Source organism: Natrinema sp. H-ect1, assembly GCF_041821105.1.
GTDB classification, from domain to species: domain Archaea; phylum Halobacteriota; class Halobacteria; order Halobacteriales; family Natrialbaceae; genus Natrinema; species Natrinema thermotolerans.
Map to the genome: position 1 here is coordinate 694,496 of NZ_JBGUBA010000001.1, position 21,153 is coordinate 715,648.

The 21,153-nt window shown below is 67.3% G+C and carries 22 protein-coding genes; 10 read left to right on the forward strand and 12 right to left on the reverse strand.

All coding sequences use genetic code 11. From position 1 onward, the window contains the following. Positions 1-200: 200 nt before the first annotated feature. Positions 201-827 (forward strand): DUF456 domain-containing protein, encoded by a 627-nt coding sequence (locus ACERIM_RS03520; protein WP_373631264.1) that lies wholly within the window; start codon positions 201-203, stop codon positions 825-827. On the opposite strand, the gene ACERIM_RS03525 is transcribed toward ACERIM_RS03520, so the two are convergent. Both ACERIM_RS03525 and ACERIM_RS03530 read right to left on the reverse strand, forming a co-directional pair. Next, the gene (locus ACERIM_RS03525) at positions 824-1,483 is read right to left on the reverse strand and encodes a metalloregulator ArsR/SmtB family transcription factor (RefSeq protein WP_006650252.1); all 660 of its coding nucleotides are present in this window, start codon (positions 1,481-1,483) and stop codon (positions 824-826) included. The genes ACERIM_RS03520 and ACERIM_RS03525 overlap by 4 nt on opposite strands. An 85-nt stretch (positions 1,484-1,568) precedes the next feature. Beyond that, positions 1,569-2,399, reverse strand: coding sequence for a hypothetical protein (locus ACERIM_RS03530; protein ID WP_241429944.1), 831 nt, complete (start codon positions 2,397-2,399; stop codon positions 1,569-1,571). Between the two features lie 353 nt (positions 2,400-2,752). Between ACERIM_RS03530 and ACERIM_RS03535 the strand changes: the two genes are divergently transcribed. Together ACERIM_RS03535 and ACERIM_RS03540 are read left to right on the forward strand one after the other, a co-directional pair. Beyond that, positions 2,753-3,136: a DUF5802 family protein gene (locus ACERIM_RS03535; protein ID WP_006181286.1), complete on the forward strand. Its 384-nt coding sequence runs from the start codon at positions 2,753-2,755 to the stop codon at positions 3,134-3,136. 29 nt (positions 3,137-3,165) lie between these two features. Beyond that, positions 3,166-4,086 (forward strand): Vms1/Ankzf1 family peptidyl-tRNA hydrolase, encoded by a 921-nt coding sequence (locus tag ACERIM_RS03540; protein ID WP_373631265.1) that lies wholly within the window; start codon positions 3,166-3,168, stop codon positions 4,084-4,086. Positions 4,087-4,137: 51 nt separating this feature from the next. Here ACERIM_RS03540 and ACERIM_RS03545 read toward each other — a convergent pair whose 3' ends face one another. After that, positions 4,138-4,323: a hypothetical protein gene (locus ACERIM_RS03545; RefSeq protein ID WP_006181288.1), complete on the reverse strand. Its 186-nt coding sequence runs from the start codon at positions 4,321-4,323 to the stop codon at positions 4,138-4,140. 192 nt (positions 4,324-4,515) lie between these two features. Here ACERIM_RS03545 and ACERIM_RS03550 point away from each other — a divergent pair, with 192 nt between their 5' ends. The 3 genes from ACERIM_RS03550 to ACERIM_RS03560 all read left to right on the forward strand — a co-directional run bounded on the left by ACERIM_RS03550 (position 4,516) and on the right by ACERIM_RS03560 (position 7,842). Further along, positions 4,516-5,535 (forward strand): DUF1611 domain-containing protein, encoded by a 1,020-nt coding sequence (locus ACERIM_RS03550; RefSeq protein WP_006650249.1) that lies wholly within the window; start codon positions 4,516-4,518, stop codon positions 5,533-5,535. Then, entirely contained in the window at positions 5,532-6,578 is a 1,047-nt protein-coding gene (locus ACERIM_RS03555; RefSeq protein ID WP_006650248.1) for a dipeptide epimerase, read from the forward strand. The genes ACERIM_RS03550 and ACERIM_RS03555 overlap by 4 nt, the downstream gene beginning before the upstream one ends. A gap of 370 nt (positions 6,579-6,948) precedes the next feature. Next, positions 6,949-7,842, forward strand: a complete 894-nt coding sequence (locus ACERIM_RS03560) for a hypothetical protein (RefSeq protein ID WP_373631268.1) — start codon at positions 6,949-6,951, stop codon at positions 7,840-7,842. Positions 7,843-7,867: 25 nt separating this feature from the next. Here the strand turns inward: ACERIM_RS03560 and ACERIM_RS03565 are convergent, their stop codons facing one another. Beyond that, positions 7,868-8,314: an AAA family ATPase gene (locus ACERIM_RS03565; RefSeq protein WP_373631269.1), complete on the reverse strand. Its 447-nt coding sequence runs from the start codon at positions 8,312-8,314 to the stop codon at positions 7,868-7,870. 204 nt (positions 8,315-8,518) lie between these two features. After that, positions 8,519-9,571 carry a hypothetical protein gene (locus ACERIM_RS03570; protein WP_373631271.1) on the reverse strand — a complete coding sequence of 351 codons (1,053 nt, stop codon included), beginning with the start codon at positions 9,569-9,571 and terminating at the stop codon, positions 8,519-8,521. A gap of 151 nt (positions 9,572-9,722) precedes the next feature. On the opposite strand from ACERIM_RS03570, the gene ACERIM_RS03575 reads away from it, so the two are divergent. After that, positions 9,723-10,232, forward strand: coding sequence for an FxLYD domain-containing protein (locus ACERIM_RS03575; RefSeq protein WP_373631273.1), 510 nt, complete (start codon positions 9,723-9,725; stop codon positions 10,230-10,232). Positions 10,233-10,283: 51 nt separating this feature from the next. Here the strand turns inward: ACERIM_RS03575 and ACERIM_RS03580 are convergent, their stop codons facing one another. From ACERIM_RS03580 to ACERIM_RS03590, 3 genes are all read right to left on the reverse strand, one after another. Then, entirely contained in the window at positions 10,284-10,631 is a 348-nt protein-coding gene (locus tag ACERIM_RS03580) for a hypothetical protein (protein ID WP_373631275.1), read from the reverse strand. A gap of 113 nt (positions 10,632-10,744) precedes the next feature. After that, entirely contained in the window at positions 10,745-11,569 is an 825-nt protein-coding gene (locus ACERIM_RS03585) for a PspA/IM30 family protein (protein WP_006650242.1), read from the reverse strand. 105 nt (positions 11,570-11,674) lie between these two features. Beyond that, positions 11,675-12,541, reverse strand: a complete 867-nt coding sequence (locus ACERIM_RS03590; protein WP_373631277.1) for a winged helix-turn-helix domain-containing protein — start codon at positions 12,539-12,541, stop codon at positions 11,675-11,677. Between the two features lie 125 nt (positions 12,542-12,666). Here ACERIM_RS03590 and ACERIM_RS03595 point away from each other — a divergent pair, with 125 nt between their 5' ends. Together ACERIM_RS03595 and ACERIM_RS03600 are read left to right on the forward strand one after the other, a co-directional pair. After that, entirely contained in the window at positions 12,667-14,223 is a 1,557-nt protein-coding gene (locus ACERIM_RS03595) for a M23 family metallopeptidase (RefSeq protein WP_373631279.1), read from the forward strand. Between the two features lie 61 nt (positions 14,224-14,284). Then, a complete protein-coding gene (locus ACERIM_RS03600) occupies positions 14,285-14,905 on the forward strand; it encodes an alpha/beta hydrolase (RefSeq protein ID WP_373631281.1) in 621 nt (206 codons plus the stop codon). A 148-nt stretch (positions 14,906-15,053) separates the two neighbouring features. Here the strand turns inward: ACERIM_RS03600 and ACERIM_RS03605 are convergent, their stop codons facing one another. From ACERIM_RS03605 to ACERIM_RS03620, 4 genes are all read right to left on the reverse strand, one after another. Continuing rightward, on the reverse strand, positions 15,054-16,634 hold the full coding sequence (locus ACERIM_RS03605) for a hypothetical protein (RefSeq protein WP_373631283.1): 1,581 nt from the start codon (positions 16,632-16,634) through the stop codon (positions 15,054-15,056). Positions 16,635-16,874: 240 nt separating this feature from the next. Further along, positions 16,875-18,755: an ATP-binding protein gene (locus tag ACERIM_RS03610; protein WP_373631285.1), complete on the reverse strand. Its 1,881-nt coding sequence runs from the start codon at positions 18,753-18,755 to the stop codon at positions 16,875-16,877. Positions 18,756-18,811: 56 nt separating this feature from the next. Next, the gene (locus ACERIM_RS03615; RefSeq protein WP_373631287.1) at positions 18,812-19,597 is read right to left on the reverse strand and encodes a cohesin domain-containing protein; all 786 of its coding nucleotides are present in this window, start codon (positions 19,595-19,597) and stop codon (positions 18,812-18,814) included. Positions 19,598-19,760: 163 nt separating this feature from the next. Continuing rightward, positions 19,761-20,387, reverse strand: a complete 627-nt coding sequence (locus tag ACERIM_RS03620; protein ID WP_006650235.1) for a hypothetical protein — start codon at positions 20,385-20,387, stop codon at positions 19,761-19,763. Between the two features lie 427 nt (positions 20,388-20,814). Between ACERIM_RS03620 and ACERIM_RS03625 the strand changes: the two genes are divergently transcribed. Then, positions 20,815-21,147, forward strand: coding sequence for a hypothetical protein (locus ACERIM_RS03625; protein WP_006181304.1), 333 nt, complete (start codon positions 20,815-20,817; stop codon positions 21,145-21,147). Positions 21,148-21,153: the final 6 nt, after the last annotated feature.

The window sequence follows — 21,153 nt, forward strand, 5'->3', positions numbered from 1 at the left end:
CAGTAGCTCCGTCGCAGTCCCCGATGGCCGCCGTCACCACGAGTACGCCTGTCCCGCGAAGACGAGGAAGCCGAGGCCGACGCCGGGGGCCGCGACCGCGATCGCCGGGCCGAGCCAGCTCGGGGGCCAGTGGGACGGCCGGTGACCGATAGCCTGTGGCCGGGGAAAGGCCCATGCCGACGGCCGCCCTCCGTTCGAGCATGAGCGATCGCTCGGACGAGGTGACCGAGAGTCGGGACCCCGCCGCCACCGACGACCTCCTCGAGGAGACGGACCGACTGCTCTCGGACTCGGGCGCGGACGTCGGCGACGCGGGGACGGCAGCCGACGCCGCCGGGAGCGAGCCGGCAGCCCCGATCGACGACCCGCTGGGTGACTCGTCGCTCGGTCCCAGCACCGGGACCGACCGCGACGCCGAACAGGCGGCCGACGACGGCGACGACTCGCGGTCGTGGCTCGCGCCGATCACGTCGCGGCTTTCGCTGGGTCGATACTTTTCACCGAAGGAGTACCTCGCACTCGTCGCATTGCTGGGGGTCGGTCTGGTGGGCGGTTCGACCGTGCTGCCCGTCGCCGGCCGACTGATCGGGATGTTCGGCGTCGCCTTCCTCGTCGGCCTCGTCGCGTCGAAGCGGCGCTATCTCGAGGTGGGAATCGCCGGCGTCTCGGTCGGGGGTATCGCCGCGGTGTTGAACAACGCCGTTCTCGCAGCGGTCGGCTCGGGCCAGTCGCTGGTCGCCGTCGGCGCGACCGTCGGGCTACTCGCGGCCGTCGTCGGCTACTACTTCGGTCGCGACCTGCGCGACGGACTCGCACGAGATATCTAACCGTTCGTCGTCAGCTCCCAGCCGCGTTCGGTCCGCCGAACCACGCCGTTGTCGGCCATCACCTCGAGGAGTTCGGCGACGACCTCCCGCGGGGCGTCGATGTCGTCGCTGAGTTCGCCGACTGACTTGGGTTCGGTCCGGATGCTCGCGAGCAGGTCGGCGTAGATCCGACTCTCCGGGCCGGCGCCGACGGTTTCCGACACGTGATCGAGGACTTCACAGAGCTGTCCCTGTACCCAGCGCTGGGCCAGCGACAGTTCGTTCTCCAGTTGTTCGAGGTCCTCCAGCGCCGCGAGCAGCTCGCCGAGGTCGTCCGTATCGTCCCAGGAGACGTCCATCGAGAGGTGTCGACAGGTCGTGATATCGAAGCTACTGTTGGCCGGATACGCGCTCTTGCTGGCGAAGCCGTACGGGGAGACGTTCACTTCCAGCCGGACGTTCCGAGCGATATGAAAGTACTTTCGCCGCTGGTCGTCGACCCGGCTCTCGACTAACCCCGCTTCCTCGAGTTTCCGCAGGTGTTCGATGACCGCCTTGGGACTTACGCCGATGTACTCCGAAATCTCGGTTACGTAACACGGTTTGCGGGCGAGCAACCGAAGGATCCGTCTCCGGTTTTCGTTCCCGAGTAAGTCCAACAACGCGGCGGAATCCATCGAGCGTGGGTAAGTGGTCACCGCTGAAAAGCGTGTCTGCTTGCCGGATCCGCGACGGCGAGCGGCTCAGGCGGAGCGACGACGCTCAGTCGTCGGAATCCGTCGACTTCGAACCGCTTGCGGACTCGCCGTTGGCTCCTTTGTCAGGAGTCTCCCCCGAACCGGACGCCGGTGGGGTCGTTTCGGGTGGTCCACCGCCGTCGCCGTTCCCGGCGGACTGACCGCCGGACCCGTTCGCAGTCGCGTTCCCGGCGGAGCCGGCGTTATCCGGTCCGTTTCCCGGTGACTCCTTGCCCGGGTCGGCCGCCGGACCGTTCGAACCGCCGCGATCGCCCGGCGGGCCGGCATCGTCCGGCGGGCCACCGCCGTTGGCTAGCCCGCGAGCGACGCCGCGAACGCCGGGCCCACCGCGTTCCGCCGCGCTCTGTCGAGCCGCAGAAGCGTTTCCGCGGAGATCAGCGAGGCGGTCCGCCGCGACGCCAGCCTCGGTGGCGTGGCGTTCGGTCCGTTCGATCGACCGCTCGAGGCTGGCGAGTTCGACCGTCAGCTTCGCCATCCGGGATCGATAGGCACCCTTCGTGATGGTGCCGTTCTCGTAGTCGGCCTCGAGGCGATCGCGTTCGGCCTCGAGGTCGGCCAACCGTGACTCGAGGTCGGCCGTCCGGTCGGTAAGCAACCGGCTCTCGTTGGCCGCGTTCTCGAGGGCGGCTTCGAACTGCTCGGAATCGACTGTGCTTTCCGTATCGGCCGCGCTCGCCTGCAGAAGCGTTCCGACGGAGGCGTTCCCCGCTACCGACTCGTTCTGGCCAGCGGCGGGCTCGGCGAACGGACTCACGACGGCACCGCTCGCAAGCGGCGCGACCGTGAGGCCGACTGCGAGGGCCACCAGGAGGGCGACCGACCGAGTGGTTGTCATCGTGTGTGTTGTCTGCGGGAACATAGTAAAAAGACGGACCTTCGTTCGGACCGTTTAATCGATCTCATCGTCGGTCGAGGTACCGTTTGAGCGTTCAAGGCGGGCGGAGTTGTCGTCGTTTCCGGTCGACCGTCGCCGCCGATCGGGTCTCACGAACGGTTCGGTCACCAACCGTTCGAACCGTTTCACGGACCGCGGAACCGTCGGCGGTAGCGTCGACGTTCCCTACCGGACCGCCGAGCGGCCGCGACCCGGAACCGCATCATGCCCCACCGACGGACCGGTCTGTTAGCGCGTCGATTTAAACCTGTCCGAAAAGGGTTATATCGGTGCGTCCCCTGTCACCAAACACCATGTTCGAGGTGTTCTCGCGGAGCTACTATCTCGGACGACTCTACGTGACTCCCACGGAGGGCGATCACGCACTCATGCACAGCGAGCAACACGAGCGGCTCAACGAGGAGGTCTACGCCAGCGGCGACGGCCTCGAGCGGCTCGATACCCCGCTCGTAATGAAACTCGAGTCGCGACACTTCGCGGTCCACGGGGGCGAGAACGTCCCGACGAACACGCTGGCGCTCCCCGAGTCGATGCTCGAGGGGACCGATATCAGGAACCCGCCGTCGCTCCGGGAGGTGTTTCTCGCCCGGCGCGACTGCGCCCGTCGGTTGCTCGAGTTCGCCGGCGGCTGGCAACCCGACCCGGCCGGCACGGACCTGTCCAACGCCGGAACCTAGAAGTAGGCTCGCTTCCCGTTTTCCGCCGAATGATCGACGAGCTGCTCGGCCGTGCGTCGCTCAAAGAGCGCATCGAGGACCTCGAGGACGAAAACGAGCGGTTACGGGAGCGCTACGAGGCCGAGTCCGACCGCCGGGCCGAGGCGGCCACGGCGAGACAGGAGGCCGAACAGCGGGTCAACCGTCTCGAGGACCGGATCGCCCAACTCGAGGGCGAACTCAAGCAGGTCGACGACGCCGACGACGGCGTCGCCGTCCGTCACCGGACACAGGTCCGGGGACGACGTCTCGAGGCGATCCTCGACCGACTGGACTCGTTCCGGACGGGGCCGGAGGGCGCGCTGACCGTCGCGGTCGATGAGTCTGGGTTACCCGAATCGGTCCGGTCGACCCTCGAGGAGCCGCTCGGCGACCGAGTTGCGCTGCTCGAGGACGCCGCGCCGTGTCTGTGCTGTGTCGACGACGCCGGCCTGATCGCGGTGGCCCTGTCGCCGCCGGTCGAGCCGACGCTCGAGCCGACATGGGACGACGGGTTCGCCATCGACCGCGAGACCTTCCTGCCGACCGGCCGCCACGCCCTTGCGCTGGTCCGGACGGACCTGTTCGCGCTCGGGGTTTACGATGGCGACGAGCGGATCGACTACCGCGGGTTCGAAAGCGATGTCAAGGGCACCCACTCGAAGGGCGGGTTCTCACAGGCCCGGTTCGAACGGATCCGTGACGAACAGATCGACGACCACCTCGAGCGCTGTCGCGAGGCCGTCGCGACACGCCGTGGCGACGTGGATCGACTGTTCGTCGTCGGCCAGCGCGGCGTCGTCGACACGCTCGTCGCTGAAGTCGGCCTCGAGCCGGCGGGAACCGCCGCGGTCGACGCGACCGGCGATCCCGAATCCGCGCTCGAGGACGCCTATCGGTCGTTCTGGACGACGGAACTGCGAGTCCTCTAGTAGCCGCCGTCCTGCGGGTTACCGGAAACCGGTGCCAATAGTACGTCTGGGTCAGTAGCCGCCGCCGTCCTCGAAGCAGCGGCCACAGCGGTTCGCGTCGTCGGCCTGTTCGACGGGGATCAGTCGGAGATCCTCGTGGGCGACGTGGGCGGTCGCGCCACAAGTCGTCTGAAAGTCCGAACGACCGTGTTCGTGCTTGTGGATCTTGTTCGTCGTCTCGTTGAGGACACCATTCATGACACATGGTGCCACGCCCCACAGTGATAAGTCTACCGACCGTTGCTGATCGATCGATCGGTCCGGGAACCGAAACGGTGGGTCCGTGAACGGGACCGTGACCGAAAGAAGGGCTTACGGGGGCGGCCGCCGGACCGCCCCGATGCCGATCCCGATCGCACTACTTTAATCACCACCCGTCTAGGTCCCAATATGCGCGTCGCAATTCTTGCCCACGAACAGTTTCCCGACCGAGCCAAGACCGCGCTCGGGGTTCTCCGATACGCCGACCACGACATCGTCGCCGTCCTCGACCGTGACAGCGCCGGCCGACGAGTGTCGGACTTCGTCCCGGACGTCCAGGACGCACCGATCGTCGAAGGCATGGACGACCTCGAGGCCGACGCCGTCGACGCCTTACTGATCGGGATCGCACCGATCGGCGGCGATCTCGAGGAAAGCTGGCGTGACGATATTCGAGTCGCGCTCGAGAACGGCTATGACGTGATCTCGGGGCTGCACTCTTTCCTGTCCGATGACGAGGAGTTCGCCCGATTGGCGGCGGAAAACGACTGCGAACTGCGCGACGTCCGGAAGCCGCCCGAGGGCCTCACGGTGGCTGAGGGCGTCGCCGATGAGGTCGACGCCGAAGTGATCCTCACCGTCGGCACGGACTGTTCGGTCGGCAAGATGACGACGACGATGGAGTTGGCCCGGGACGCCCGCGCGGCCGGCCACGACGCCGCCGTCGTCCCGACCGGCCAGACCGGCATCATGATCGAGGGCTGGGGCACCCCGATCGACCGCGTCGTCAGCGACTTCACCGCCGGCGCGGTCGAGGAGATGATCCTCGAGATCGGCGACGACCACGACTACCTCTTCGTCGAGGGGCAGGGAAGCATCGTCCATCCGGCGTACTCGCCGGTCACGCTCGGCATTCTCCACGGTTCGATGGCCGACAAACTCGTCCTCTGTCACGAGGCCGGCCGGGAGGCGATCCACGGCTACGAGTCGTTCGCGCTGCCGTCGATCCCGACGTACATCGACCTCTACGAGAGCGTCGCCGCGCCGGTCGCGGACGGGCAGGTCGTCGCCGGCGCGCTCAACACGTCCGGGCTGGCGGACGACGCGGCCGCCAGCGACGCAGTCGCCGAATACGCCGACGCCCTCGGCGCGCCGGCCGACGACGTCATCCGGTTCGGAACCGACGACGTCCTCGAGGCGCTGCTATGAGCCTCGAGACATCGTTCGAGCGGCGCTCGCTGCCGCTGGAGTACCCGTTCGGAATCTCCCGCGGCACGACGACCGAGACCGAGGTCGTCTACGTCCGGATCGAGGACGACGACGGGACGACCGGTCTCGGGGCCGCCGCCCCGTCGACACACTACGGCGAGACCGCGGCCACCGTTGCGGCCGTCTTGCCCGACCTGCTCGCAGTCGTCGAATCGGTCGGCGATCCCCACCAACTCGAGCGGATCGAACGCCGCATGCGCGAGACGGTCCGGAAGAACCCGGCCGCCCGCGCCGCAGTGAGCATCGCGCTCCACGACCTCGTCACGAAGCGACTCGAGGTGCCCCTCTATCGCTACTGGGGACTCGACCCGGCCGAGACGCTCTCGACCTCGTACACGATCGGGCTCGACGACACGGATCGGATGCGGGAGAAGACCGAGACGGCCCTCGAGCGCGGGTTCGACACCCTAAAGGTCAAACTCGGGACCGACCGCGACCTCGAGATCGTCCGGACGATTCGATCGGTCGCACCCGACGTGCGGCTGTTCGTCGACGCCAACGAGGCCTGGACCCCCCGCGAGGCGGTCCGAAAGATCGACCGGCTCGCCGAGTTCGACCTCGCGTTCGTCGAGCAGCCGGTCGCCGCCGAGGACCCCGAAGGGCTGCAGTTCGTCTCCGAGCGCTCGGCGCTACCGATCGCCGCCGACGAGTCCTGTCGAACGCTCGCGGACATCCCCCGTATCGCGGACCGCTGTGACATCGCGAACCTGAAACTGATGAAATGCGGCGGGCTCCGGGAGGCGAGACGGCTGATCAGCGCCGCCCGGGCCCACGGCCTCGAGGTCATGTGTGGCTGTATGAACGAGTCGAACGCCTCGATCGCCGCGGCCTGTCACCTCGCGCCGTTGCTCGACTACGCCGACCTCGACGGCTCGCTGTTGCTCGCCGACGACCCCGTCGACGGCGTCCCCCTTGCGGACGGTCGGATCGACCTCGCCGCCCTCGAGCGGTCCGGGACGGGTGCCGGCTTCGGTTCGTCCTGATCACGGGACCGTCCCGCCGACGGCCGGACCGTCCCCGAATCGGCAGCGGCGCTCCTTCGATGGCACCCAGCCGGACCGGCGGCTGCGTTCGCTCGATGGTCCATCACCGGAAAATGAACGTACAATTAGGGTGTTTGCGTTCCGAGTCGGACAGTGGCAAGCAAGCGGTATCGAGAGTGCGAGACTGCGACGCATGCCCATCGATCCGGCCACTGCCGGTTCGCGTCCGAATCGACATCGCCCACTCGGTCGCCGACGGCGAAGCCGTCCTCGAGTCAGCGTTCAACTGCGCGCATCACACCACTGTCGGCGACTGTCTGGACAACTCCCAACGGGGTTTCATACCGATCGTCGGTGTGGAACGTGTGGTATGTCCGATAGCGACGACGATCGAACCGTGTCCCGACGAACGCTCCTGCGGGCCTCGGCCGGAACGGCCGCACTCTCGGCCATCGGGAGCGCCCGCGCCGACGACGGCAACGAGCGGGACGACCTCGTCCGACGGTTCGATCGTGACTGTCCCGACGCGACGATCGAGCCCAGTATGGCCCACTGCGAGGGTGCGAGCATGGAGGGGTGTGCGGACGACCACCCGAGGACGGTCGCCCTGCAGTCCGCGGTCGCGGACGCCCTCGAGCGCCGGTACCCGGACGTCGATGCACTGCTCGAGGCGGGCTACAAACCGTACTTCGATACGCTCGAGACCGGCGACGACAGCTGGTCGCACTGGCTCAACCCGGCGTTCATCGGCGACGGCGACCTCCTCGAACCCGAGCGACCGGAATCGGTGCTGGTCGACAACGAAACGTGGCGCTCGATCGGCGTCATGTTCATCGCGACGCAGGACGGCACGGCCGTCGCGCCGCCGGCGGTGTACGGCGAGGACGCTGACGCCGAACTGTGTTCGCCGTGGCACGCCCACACCGGCCTCCCCGGTCGGTTCGCGTGGTGGTTCTACCGGCAGACCTACGAGGGAGCGGCCGCGGACGGCGACCTCGAGTTCCCCTGTCGGACCCCCTGTATGCTCCACGTCTGGACCGTCGACCATCCCGAGAGCGTCTACGCCCACGACGCGCCGCCGCGGGAGGACCGCGACGTCGACCCCGCCGACGAACCGACGTTCGACACCGACGCGGTTCCCGGCGAGGACGACCTCGGCTGGGCGGCGCTCCCGGAGGCTGTCGTCCCCGACGAACTACCCGCCGATCTCGCCCCGTTCGACCCGTCCGGATTCGACCCGTTCGGCATCGATTTGGGGCCGTGATCGCTCCGGAACGACTCGCGGAACGTCACTCGAGCCAGCCCTCGATCGCGGCCGCGACCCGATCGGCCGCCGCGTCGGGGCCGCAGCGGTCGGTATCGATCTCGAGGGCAGCGTCGGGCGCGTCGAACTCCCGGTAGACCACGTGGACGCCCCGTTCGTCGATCGAGTCGGGACGAGCGCGATTGCGCTCGAGGCAGGTCTCGAGGCTCGCGGTCAGGCGGACGAACCGGACATCGCCAAGCGTCCGAAACCGGGTCTGCCAGGGTCGCCGATAGAACGTCCCGTCGACCAGCGTCACGCCCGTCGCGGGCGCGTCGGCGACCCGCTCGGCCAACTGCTCGTCGGTCCGACTCGAGAAGTCGTCGGAGTGGACGGTCCGGACGGGAATCGAGCGCGTCTCGAGGCGGTCCCGAACGCGGGCCGTCACGGTTGACTTGCCCGTGCCCGGCGGCCCGCAGATGACGACGATCACGGTCCCCGGTAGCCGCTGGGGGGATACGAACCCCGGGGGTCGACCACGGACTAATGGTCGTCGGTATCGCCTTCGCGCTCCGTGACACCGTTCGCGATCGTCCCGTCGCATATTCCCGGTTCCCAACCTCGCGAAGTGGACGCGGCGATCGGGCCGTTCATCCGCCGAGAGACCGGTCGTGGAGCCGACGCGGACCGGGAGTGATCAGCGGTCCTCGCCGGCGGTCACGTCGAACGGTCCCTCGTCGGGATCCTTCTGGGGGACGAACGGACCGACCGACGCGGTCCGGCGGGTAATGGTCGTGATCCGGAGGATGTAGGAGACCAGCAGGGACAGCGGCGAGAGGACGACGACGATCAGGGCAGCGACGACGTAGGGGAGCGCAACGACGCTGAGACTCGGCCCGGCGAAGTCGGCGTAGAGGAGGCCGACGACGATCGCCGACAGGATCGACGGGACGCCGCAGTAGACCGTCAGCTGCGAGAACCGGGTGAGTTCCCGTTGCAGATAGGTCGTCTTGAACTGCTCGCGGGCCACCCTGAACAGTTTCAACGTGCCGATCAGGTCGTCGAACTGCTCTTTCGCCGTCGGCGACAGCGACTCGTTGTAGTCGTTGCGCAACTGGGTCGCGACGTACAGCTGCCAGGCCTCGTCGTAGTTGATTGCCGCCCAGACGGCCGCAAAGGTGTCGGCGTCGGAGTCCGAGCGCTCGAGCGTCTCGTCGACCCGGTCGGCCCGCTCCCTGACGCTGTTTGTGTACCGAACGACCGTCTCCCGCACCTCGTCGTCGTGATCGGCGACGATGTCGGCGAGTTCGGCCGCGTCGCGTCGGACCGACTCGATGAGCAGTTCGAGGACACTCATGGGCGCGGTCGGCGTCGCGGAAACGGCCGCCGTCTCGGCGACGTCCTCGCGGAACGCCACGACGCCCTCGAATCGGTCGCGGGCCTTCCCCGCCGCGCCGAACTCCTGGGAGAGGATGAGCTGGTTGACCGAGACGACGAGCGTCACCAGCGAGAACGTGCCCGCGATCATGCCGCTTGCCACGCTCGTCACGGAACTCCCGTTGACGAAGTTGATCACGCCGAGTTCGTACAGGCCGACGATAAGCGCGAAGATGACCGCCGAGAGCAACGCCGCGACGACCAATCGGTTCCCCTGAATCAGCACCCACTCGTGGAACCGCGTCAGCGGCCCCTCCGGCCCGCCCACGTCGGCCCCGTAGGACTCGAGCGTCTCGTCGGTCTCGGAGGACATGGCGACACGTTCAATCGACCCGACAATAAGGGCCTGCGTTGCATACACCGCCGAGCGCTGTCGCTTCAGGGCCTACACTGAAATGCGTCGGCGGTGTTCCCGAAGACATGCTCGGCACCGGAATCGACTCGCGGACGACGGGCAGGTCCCGATGACGCGCTCGGAGACGACGAGCAGACGACGACTGCTCGCGTCGCTCGGCGTCGGGATGGCGACCGCGGCCGCCGGCTGTACCGGCAGCGACGCGCTCGGCGGCGACCCCAGCTACGAGAGCGGTAACGTCGGCCCGATAAACGCCAGCAACGCCTCGAGCAGGAACGCAAGCGAGATGTCCACGGCCTCGTCACTGGCCCAACAGCAACCGACCAACTCGGTGACGCCGCTCGATTCCCTCGAGCTGGTCGAACACGAGTTCGTCCTCGAGAACGGCTACCTCGGCTCGACGGTCCAAGGGGTCGTGACCAACACGGGATCGGACCGGCTCCAGACCGTCGAGGTCCGGACCCGAATTTACAACGACGCCGGCAACCTCCTCGGCCGGTATCTCGCCAGCACCGGCGACCTCGGGGCCGGCGACGCCTGGGAGTTTCAGGTCGTCGTCCTCGAGGCTCCCAGCGACGTGGCCGACTACGACATCACGGTACTCGGAACACCCTCGTGACCGGCGTCGGAACCGGCGATCGCGACCATCGTTCCCCCGACCGCCGCGGCGTCAGTCCCGCGTCCCCTCGACCAGTTCGTCGACGACGCCGTCGTAGACCGCGTCGGACTCGACGGCGAGGGCGTAGGCCGGTCGCCCCTTCCCCGTCGGCGACGTCTCCGCGGGCGGGACCTCCTCGACTAACTCCTCCTCCTCGAGCCGGTAGAGCGATCGGATGACGTCGGCCTCGGAGATCGTCCCGACGACCTCCGTATCGACATCCGAGAGCCGCTGTTTGCAGTGCCGTCTCACGTCGTGGGTCTGAACCGGCGTCTCCCCCTCGCCAGCGAGATCGGCGAGCCCCAGCAGGACGGCCTGATTGGTCAGGGAAATCGAGTCGAACCGCGAGACGTTGCTCATACTACCCCTTGACCGTGAACAATGGTAACAGTTTCTCCCGACTACAGCAGCGGAGACCGAGCGTCGGCTCGAGACGCTCGCGGTCGCTGTGACGCAGTCGATCCGTCGGTGGCTCAGGCGCTCTCTTCGTCCTGCAGTTCCGCGAGTTCGGCCTCGACCTCGTCCTGGTCCTCGCCCTCGAGGTCGGTCAGCTCCGCCTCGTCGGCCTCGCCGGTCTGCTCGGCCGCCGACTCCGCGTCGTCGGCACCGACGTCGGATTTCAGCGTCTCGAGTTCGGCCTCGACGCCGCTGTCGGTCGAGAGCTGCTCGAGTTCGCGGTCGATGTTGTCCTTGTCCGAGAGGACGTCGTCGAACGCGCCCGACTCGTGGAGTTCGTCCATCGCGGCGGCCCGGGCCTCCATGTCCTCGGTCTGTTCCTCGGCGCGTTCGATGGCGCGGCCGACGTCCTCGAACTCCTCGCCGGTCGCGGTCATCGCTTCCGATACCGTGGAACTGGCCTTGGCGGCCTCGTGGCGGGCCTTCATCGTCTCCTTTTTCGTGCGGAACTCCTCGATACGGCTCTGGAGTTCGTTTTTCTGGTCGATCAGCCGATCCTGCTGGTTCTGCAGGTCCGAGATCTGGCGCTCCAGATCCTCGATCTGGTTCATCTTCGTCTTCTTCTTCTCGAGTGCGCGTCGCGCCAGATCCTCCCGACCCTGCTGGACCGCAGTGCGGGCCTGATCGTTGTGTTTCTCGACGTTCTCCTCGAGGCGGCGTTTCTGCATCTCGAGGCGCTTTTTCTGCGTGGTGAGATCGGCGATGCCGCGTTTGACCTGCTGGAGCTGGTCACGCATCTGCTCGTAGGAGTAGTCGAGCGTCTCGGTCGGATCCTCGGCCCGGTTGAGCACCGAGTTGAGTTTCGACCGGATGACGTAGGAAGCCCGAGAGAGGATGCCCATACTCGCTACGTATTGCTCGCGGGCCTTAAAAATGTCACTTCAGGAATATCCAATGTTCGCGAGCGCGGGGCCGGTGGCGCTGCCGACGGCGGAACACACCGCGGACTAGCGGTCGGTCTCGACCGATCGGACGGCAAGCGAGTCGTCGACGACGATCGTCGCCGTGCCGGCGTCGCCCGCAACCTCGAGGTGGATCCGGACCGGGACCCGGGACTCGACCCTGGTCGTCGGCGCGGGGAGTTCCCAGTCCGGACGCTCGAGGTCGATTCCGACGTCGGAAAGCGCCGCGGCGACGCGACCGTCACTCAGCAGCGCCGAGAGCGGCTCCACGCCGACGAGAAACGTACAGGTGTCACACGTGATCTCGACGATGTCCTCGCCCTCGCGCTCGAGGCGCGAGTCGACGGTCGTCGTCCCGGCACAGAAGGGGCACTGACCGGTACGGGCCAGTCCGACGTGAAAGCGGGCACGACGTGCGGTTTCGCGTGCGACGTCGTCCGCGCTCCGTCCGGCGAAGCCGTTCGCCGGGAACGGATAGGTGAAGCCGGACCACTCCTCGCAGGCCGAACACGCGACGGTGACGAACCCCCGTTCGTACCGTAGGACCGCCCCCGTACCGCAATCCGGGCACTCGGAGTCGATCGGCGTCGGCTCGGACGGTGTCCAGTCCCTGACCCCTTCGGCCGGCCGGTGAGCGAGGACGGCACGGTACAGCGCCGTCACGGCCGCCGTCGGAACGTAGCCGTCCTCGACCTTGCGGACGTAGACGCCCCGGAGCTTGTCGAGGTGGTAATTGAACTTTCCGCTGTCGCGCATGCCCACCGCATCCATCAGCTCCGCGTACGACCGCGGCTCCGTGTAGACCGCGTGCCAGTCCTCGAGCAAGGCGAGCAGGATCTCGAGGCGGATCTCGTGACCGAGCAGGGAGAAGGCGTCCCGAACCGCGGCCGCCGACTCGTCGTCCGGACTCATGTGCCGACGTTGTCTCGACGCCCCATTGACCGTTCCGACTGTGCCGCCGAAACCTGCCGTGACAACCGCCCTCGTGAATTTCAGTTCACAAAGTGATTACGTGTTCTCGGCACCACCATTACCCTATGACAGAGGGGATCCGAACCGCCGAATCGACGACGATCGCCGCGCGAGTCCGGCGTCGGCTGCGATCGTTCGAACCGCTGTACCTAGCCCTGCTCGGTCTGCTGGCGGTTCCCAGTTACGTCTTCGACTCGCTGGCCGTCCTCGAGGTCTTCGAACTCTTCTTCCTCTTTTTCCTCTGGCCGTTCGTCTCGCCGCTGTTGGATCTGGTGCTGCGACGCGGGGCCGGCGAGGAGCGCGCGGAGCCGACCGACTGGCTCCACATGGGGAACTGGCGGGAGTACGCGGCGTGGTTCCTGACGATGCCGCTGACGTTCGTCAATCCGCTCGTACTGGCACAGGACCTCTCGCAGTGGCTCGGCACCGGCGTGGCGTTCGTCCGCCACCGCGGCGCGTTCCCCGACCCCGAGAACTACGACCAGCGGGTCTCCTACCGGCTCCCGTTCGACGGGACCTGGACCGTCGTTAACGGCAGCTACGACCACGATTACTCCCACTCGTGGCTCCCTGCCACCCAGCGATACGCCTACGACTTCGTGATCACCGACGCGGACGGTCACACCGCCCCCACCGAGTCCGGGTCGGCAGTGGACTCGTACTACTGCTACGACGAGCCGATCCTCGCTCCCGCTGACGGGGTCGTCGTCGACGTCTTCGACACCGACTTCGAGTCCCCCCGCGGCGGCGGCCTTTCCCACCCGCTGAAACGGGACATCCGTGGGTGCTACGTCGTGATCCAGCACGCCTCCGACGAGTACAGCTGTCTCGCCCATCTGGTCCCCGGCAGCCTGACGGTCTCCCCCGGAGACCGCGTCGAGCGCGGGCAGGAGGTCGGTCGCTGTGGCCACTCCGGGAACTCCTCGGAGCCACACCTCCACTTCCAGCTGCAGGACCACCCCCGCTTCGAACTCGCGGCGGGGCTCCCGATCGCCTTCGACGACGCTGACGCCGAATGGCCGGGCGCTCGAGCGGATATCGACGAACCACGCTCCGACGGCACCGGGGACGCTCCCGACGACGGCCGAGCATACCTCAGCGCCGGCCAGCGCGTCGCCCACGTCGGGGCGGCCGACGCGGCCTCGAGCGGGACCCGCGAACCCGACGCGATCGCGGCCGGGGGCGACGCGGCGACTGAACGCGACGCGGGGCAGTCCCGCTCGAAGACCGGCATCGACGGGGGAATCGCCGCCCTCCAACGCGCCGCGTTCGGGACCAGCGTCGGCGGTGCCGTCGCGTTCGTCGGGTCGATCGTCGTCGCCCGACACACCGTCGTCCTCCTGTTGGTCGCCGGCGTCGCCCTCGCGGCGGGGTGGCGGCTGTGGGCCACGGTCCGAACGGACGCCGCCGAGCGCCGTCCCGGCGGCCTCGGCATCGCGATCGGTCTCGGACTCGTCGCCGCGGCCGTCCGCTCCACCGGAGCCGGTGCGCCCCTCGAGGTCGGACCCCAGTCGCTCGGCGGTCTCGCCCTCCTCGGTGGCTTCGTCGCCTACGCCGTCCTCGGCGAATACGAACGGTCTCGCTTGCGCGAGTCGTTTACCGCCTCGTCGGTCCGGTCCTGAGCGTGGCTCGAGGCCGCCGGCGACGCCGGGTTTCATTAGCACCGGTTCGGAACGAACGCCCATGAGCGACGTCTTAGTTCCGGGCGGCCGCGACGTCCGGGGCACGCTCGAGGAACCGACAGCGGAGCCGCGGGCGATCGTCGTCGCCTGCCCGCCCCATCCACAGCATGGTGGCTCGCGCAGCGACCAGCGGCTCCGGGCGGTCTCGGACGCACTCGTCGAGGCCGGCATCGCCTGCCTGCGATTCGATTACGGCGCGTGGGACGAGGGCTACGGCGAGCGGGAAGACGTCCGCAACGCCGTTCGCTGGGCGCGCGACGAGTACGACGGGGGCCGCGGCGACCTGCCGGTCGGCCTCTTCGGCTACAGCTTCGGCGCGTCGCTGGCGCTGCTCGCCGCGGCCGAGGCCGACCCCGACGCCGTCGCCGTCCTCGCGCCGACAGCGCAACTTGCCGACGATCTCGACGCGCTCGCGGCGCTAGACCGGATCGAGCGCCCGACTCACGTCCTCTACGGCGAACGCGACACCACCGTCGACTGGGAACAGGTCGTGGAACGGGCGCGAGAACGCGGCGACGAGACCACGTCGCTGCCCGCCGACCATTTCTTCCTCGGCACGCGCGACGAAATCGCGACCGCGGTCCGGGAGTACTTCGAGCAGACGCTGTGTGAGGCGACCTGACGGGCGGGACCGAAATCGACCCGTGAGAGGTCACAGCGATAAGTAGGGGACAAGCAGTTACCGAAGCGGCTATCTATTTGTCTGAAATATGCAAAATTCACCTACTGAATGCAGAGTGTAGATACAGCAAAGATCGTCTGGAGCCGCCTCACACTGCACCGCCGCGCAGCTGTTCGAGTGTCCGGTCGGCAGCGTCGCGCTTGTCGTCTTCATCGGCGCCGTCCCGGATCGTCTCTAATCGGGGTTCTGCCGGCGCAACTCTGTCGGGCGCCTCGCTCGCAAGGGCCTGGAGCAACTTCACGTCAGCCGTCGTCTCGGTTCCTGCTTCGACCGCCCGGACTGCCGGTTCGAGCGCTCCGAGGGCAGCGTCCGGGTGGTCGTCGGCGAACCGGGCCAGTTCGTGCCGGACGCGCTCGTAATAGGGGCCGCGCTCGTCGTACGCGTACTCCACGAGCGTGGGGACGGCGTTGGGTTCGCCGTCGAAGGCCCCGGCGAGTACGATTCCACGGTCGGGTGTCTCCGAGCTGGATTCCGCTGCTGCTTCGGCGACTGCCCGTGCGAACGCCCATCGGTCTTGGAAGTCGAGACGATCTCTCGTAATCGGCCGGAGGATGTTGGCGGCGGTGAACTCTGGAATCGTCTCGTCGGTCACCGGGACGAACTCGTCGGTAATGGTGACGGCACGCTCGCGGACACGGATGTCCGAATCGCTCATCAGCTCCCGAAGCGCCTCGTAGAACGGCTTGACCACGCCGTCGAACGCCACATCACCCTCTATCTTGCCGCCGATGACGTCTTTCTGAAGATGCCCCAGAACCATGCTCGCACCCATGATGGCCCCGACTCGGAGTTCCGGAACGGGGTCGTCGACCAGGTCCAGAAGCGCCGTCAGCAACGAGGGGGCCGGGGGTTCGTCGTCAGTCAACGGTGCTGGGTCCCACAACTTGGGAGCGATGAGCGCTTTCGTTCGCTCGTCGACTGTCCCCAACGCTGCGAGCAGTTCCTTGTACTGGTCGGTGTCATCGGTACCGCAAGCCCATGCAGCCCTAACGATGCGTGCTCGCTCTGCGTCGTCGGGCTCGTCGAGCTGGTCGAAAAGCGACTCAGCACTGTCCCCAGTCACCCAGGTTCGGGCTTGGCTCGCGAATAGGTGGCCGGCCACCCGATAGTAGGGGTCGTAGTCGAGCAGTGTACGGATGGTCTCGGGGTCCAGACCGTCCGGAGGATATCCGTCGAGCCACGCTCCCAGTTCCTCAGGCGGCATCGGGGGGCTTTCATCTCCGGTAGATAGAATGGAGTGCCAGTCCTCACGCCCGGGCCGACTCGTCTGGCCGACGTTCGGCGTCTCTTCGTAGCCGTATCGTGGGACGATGCCGTAGTTGATGCGGAAGAAGTCGCCGACGTAGCCGCCGTAGCGGCCCTCCTGGTAGGGAGATTCGACGTTCTCGACCTGAATGAACCGGTCGCCGATCCGCTCGTGCAGGTTCCCGGCACCGGCATCGACGGTGTCGTTGAAGGTCGTCCAGATGACGCGCGGCACGTCGACCCCGGACAGGTCTTTCGGCCGGTAGCCCCTGGTCGCGGCGACGTTGCCGTGGTGTTCGTACACCTCCGGGTAGCGGGATTCCTGGTCGTCGTCCGCCGCTTGTAGCGCCGCCTCCACCTCCTCTTTGACCTCCGTGACGGGCCTCACTCCCGTCTCTATCGTGAGGTGGGCCATACTGCTCATACTTGTCGTGGTGGCGGGCAGTCAATTAGGTCTTTTCCGGAGGGTGTAGGGGGCGTTCTCGCCAGAGCCGTTCGCCTGGTCGTCCGGAAGTTCGGACGAATCGATTCGAGATTCGCGCCTTGTATGCAGCACGCCTCGCTATACACGACCCTAATCTGATAGAAACACCGGTACTCACTTCGCAGACGTAGTGAGCGGTGCGTCCACTAAATCCAACTCCAGACAGACGATATTTTGGGCTCAGTCTCGGCCGTGTCTGGTCAAACACTTCGGGAGCCCGATGAGTTCGACCGGCTCGGAGTTGTCCGGCGAGTAAACGACCATCTGGCCTTTCTCCATGTAGGGGACTTTGGACTCGAGGTTACTCGGAATATTCACGCTCTTGATCGCGTCCTCGTCGCCGAGGTTGAGGACGACGGTAGTGTTGATCTGTTTGAAGACGGCGTCGTGGATGTCCTGTGGGTCCTGGGTGATGAGAAAGAGGCCGAGCCGTTCCTTGCGGCCCTGTTTGGCGGCCTCGGTGAACTTGCTGATGACCTTGCCAGCCTGCACGCTGTCGGCGTCGGTCAGGAAGTTGTGTGCCTCGTCCATCCCCAGCAAGAGCGGGGTCTCCTTGATCCGGTCGTAGTCGGGGTCGTTCGAGAGCTTCTGATCGATGAGCAGCGAGGAGACGGCGAGGACGACGGTCTCCGTCGCCCGGCTGTCGTTGATGTGGTAGGTCGGGACGACGGTCAGCCCGCCGGGGCGGACGAAGTCACTGACCAGTTCGGTGATCGGCCGGGCGTCCTGATCGAAGACGTTGTCGAAGCCCAGCACGCGCCGGCGAACGGCATCGAAGGTCGCCTCGTGGACCCGGCCGGACTCGTCGAGTTCCTCGCGCAGGGCGGGGTCGTCGAGGAACGTGGTGAACTCCTCGTAGGTGCCGTCCGCGCCGTACTGCTTCCGGAACCGCGGGAGGAGGACGCTGACGAGCGCGCCGTACTGGTTGTCGTTTAACCCGCTGCCCGCGACCAGCCACGGGTTGTCGTGGACCATCGCGAACGGAATCGTGAACTCGACCTGCTGGGCGCGGTGGTGTCCCGCCGCGTACGACGCCGACCCGACCTTCGGGACGAACGCGGTCGTATCGTCGTGGCCGCCGTAGGCGATCCCCTCGCGCTCGAGGCGGCGCGCGAACTCGTCGTCCAGGTCGGGGTTGTCGTCGTGCATCTGGGCGTACTCGTCCTGGGGGTCGAACTGGACGACTGCGGGGGTGACCTCGCGGCCGTCGGCCATCGGGTAGGTCCGCTCGTCCGCGAGGTACTGGCGGAGGATGTTCTTCGCCCCGTGGGTCTTCCCCGATCCGGTCCCGCCGGCGATCAGGGTGTGGCGGAAGACCAGCGGATCGCCCGCGTCGTAGTCGTCTTTGAGCCGGTAATCGATCGTGGGCGGCGAGGCCGCGGTCCGGACCTTCTCGCCGCCGACCGAGAGATGGCCCAGAAAGACCCCGTCGTCGGGCATCTTCAGCCCGGTCTTGATCTCGGCGGTGTCGTCGGCCTGCCGGATCACCGTCTGGGGTTTCGGCACGCGGTCGGTCATCCGCCGTTTGAGTTCGCCGTCGTCGCCGGACTGCGTCCGGCTGCCAGATGAGCTTTGCTCATCGCTGTCGTCGTACAGCACTGCGACGGGCTCGAGTTCGGCGACGAACTTGTAGTCGGACTCGTCGATGTCGTCGGTCCGCATCGCCCGACGGGCGTGGATCTCGGTCGCGTCGTCGGCGTGGTACTGCTGGGCGTACTCCAGCCCCGTGATCCGGCAGAACAGCGTCTCGCCGTCGGGGTAGGGCGCGAGCAGGTAGCTCCCGATGCGGACCGACGAGCGGTTGCCGCGGGTGACGTAGGCCCGGAGGGTGGTGTCGTCGCCGTCCTCGGCGACGCGCAGCCCCTGCGAGACACAGATCGTCCCGATCCCGACGTCCTCGCCGCTGGGTTCGACGTTCGTCGGTTCGAACCCGTCGTCCGCGTCGGTCGTCGAACTCGTTGCCGCGCGCTCGCCGTCCGACGACGCTGGCGACGAGTCCGCCGCGCCGTCGTCGGTGTCGGCGTCGGCATCGAAATCGCCGAAGTCTCCCAGATCGCTCATATCAGTCCCATCAGACCGGGCCCCCAAACGCGTTTCCCTCCAGTCGGACGGACTGTTTATCCGCGCCGACGGTCACGGGCGACCGCCAGAGCCGCCGTTCCCAGCGCGAGGGCCGCGAGCGCGGCCCCGACAGTCATGCCCGGAACCGGCGCGCCGCCGTCGCTCGCGGCCGCGTCGGTTTCCTCCGCGTCCCCGCTCGAGTCGAACTCGCCGTCGCGCTCGAGGCCGTCCGGATCGGGGTGGTCGAACTCGCCGAGCGACTCGTTTCCGCCGGCGATGGCGACGGTTGCGGACTCGTCGACGACGGCCGGCGGATAGTCGCCGGTCAGCGACACGGTGCTTTCACCGAACGAAATCGGCGTCGTGCCCGTCGGCGCGTCCGCGGCGACGCGGACGGTCAGCGTCGCGATCGTCCCCGAGCCGGTCGTCCCGCCGGCGGCCGGCTCGCGGCGCTGCTCTATGATCGCCGTCCCGGCCCCGTCGGCGAGCGTCGACCGCGTTTCGACTTCGGTATCCTCCCCCTCGAGCCACGGCCCTCGCTCTATGTCGGTGACGGTGAGATAATCGGGATTGTACTGGGCGATCAACGCGACTGCCGTGACGCCCTCGCCGCCGTGGCCGCCCCGACTCTCGAGCGCGACGGTGATCTCGACCGTCTCGCCGGGGTCGGCCTCGAGTTCGGTCCGGTCCGGCGAGACGAAGGCGACCTGATCGATCGCGGCGACGCTCGCAACGGCGGTGATCGACGCGAGCGAGAGGAGGGCGGCGACGACGATGACGGCGACAGTTCTGCGGGCGTCGCTCGACGGTCCGTGAACGCGGTCGCCGTCGGCCGATGTCATGGATCGAGCGGAGCTACGGCCGAGGCCCGCTTACAGGTTCCGGATGTGGCGGCCGAGAGGGCCGAGCGAGGAGCGAGACGGTCCCCTCTCGCCGGTCAAGAACGCAATCGGGAACGGAACGGGATAGGGAGAATCGATCGGACGGACGCGATCGAATCGGCGGTTACTGGACGATCGAGACGGCGTCGGCGTATCGGGTCACCAGCCCCGACTCGGGGTCGTAGTTGAGGACGTCGACCGCCGCCATCGCGGGGAGGTGGGAGTGATGCAGCGCGATCGCCGCGCGGTCGGGGTCGACGAAGGGGCCGCCGTCGGGGGTGGCGAGCCGACCAGCCAACTGCTCGACCGACTGTGGTCGGTCGCTGTCGGCGAGGACCGAAAGCAGGCGCATCCGGGCGGGATCGACGAGCGTCTCGAGCAGTTCCGCGCCGTCGCCGTCCCCGCAGAGATCGAGCAACACCGAGAGGTCGGCGGGGTGAACCGGCGACTCGTCGACGAGCGCGACGCCGTCCTCGTCCCACTCGAGGATGTCGTAGTCCGCGAGCCGCGGCAGGTGGTTGTGGACGAGGCTGATCCGGACCTCGCGTCGCCGTTGGTCAGTGTGGTCGTCCGTCGCGGCCCGCTCGAGCAGCGCGGTCGTCAGTTCCGACAGGGAGAGTCGCGTCCCGCGAGCGCCGAGGATCTCGAGGACGCGGAGCCGACGGGGATGGCGGAGGATCTCGTAGCACTCCGTCGGGACGTTCGCGAGTGGATGGGATACGTCGTCGCCGAGGTGAGCGTCCGAACTCATTACCCCCACCAACCCCTGCAACGGGGATAAGCCCGTTTCCAAAACGATTTGGGCCGCAAGTCAGCTGTTACTCCCGTAACCTCGTAGTACTGGGCTCAGACAGCCGACAATGGCAGATACAGCGGACCTCTGATGAAAATACGAGTCTCAGCGTCCGAAAACAATCACCGCACCGGAAGGCTCAGAAGACGGTTACTGTCGCTCGAGCGGTGTGGTACGAGCTGATTACGTCGGACGGACCGAACCCAGTGTCATCGTACCACATGATTACTGGCCGAGTGACGGACCGGTGACGCGGGTCGGCCTGACAGCGGCCCTTCGAGACCCGTCCTCGGCCGACCGCCCGCGGGGTCGATCGACGCGTGGAGACGCTCAGTCCGGATCCCGATGCGCCGTGTTTTTGCCGTCAGGAGCCGTAGACTAGGTCATGCTACTGGTACGCGGTCACGCGGGCGGGACGGAACTCACGGGGACGCTGTACGAACGGGGTGAGCGGGCCCCGACCTTCAGCGGCGCGCCCGACGAGGACGCCGCGTACGTCTGGGTCTGCGACGAGTTCTACGAGGTCGACAGCGGCGGCTCGACGCAGTTAGTCGACGGCCGGGAGGTCAATCTGGCCTTCGAGTCGCCGATGCCGCGGGGGTTCGACACCCGCGAGCAGGCCCTCGAGGGAGCCAAAGAACACGTCCGGACGCAGTTCGCCCGGATCGGCGTCGATCCCGACGACGTCGACCTCGCAGTCGAGAAAAGCGACGGCTAGGTCGCT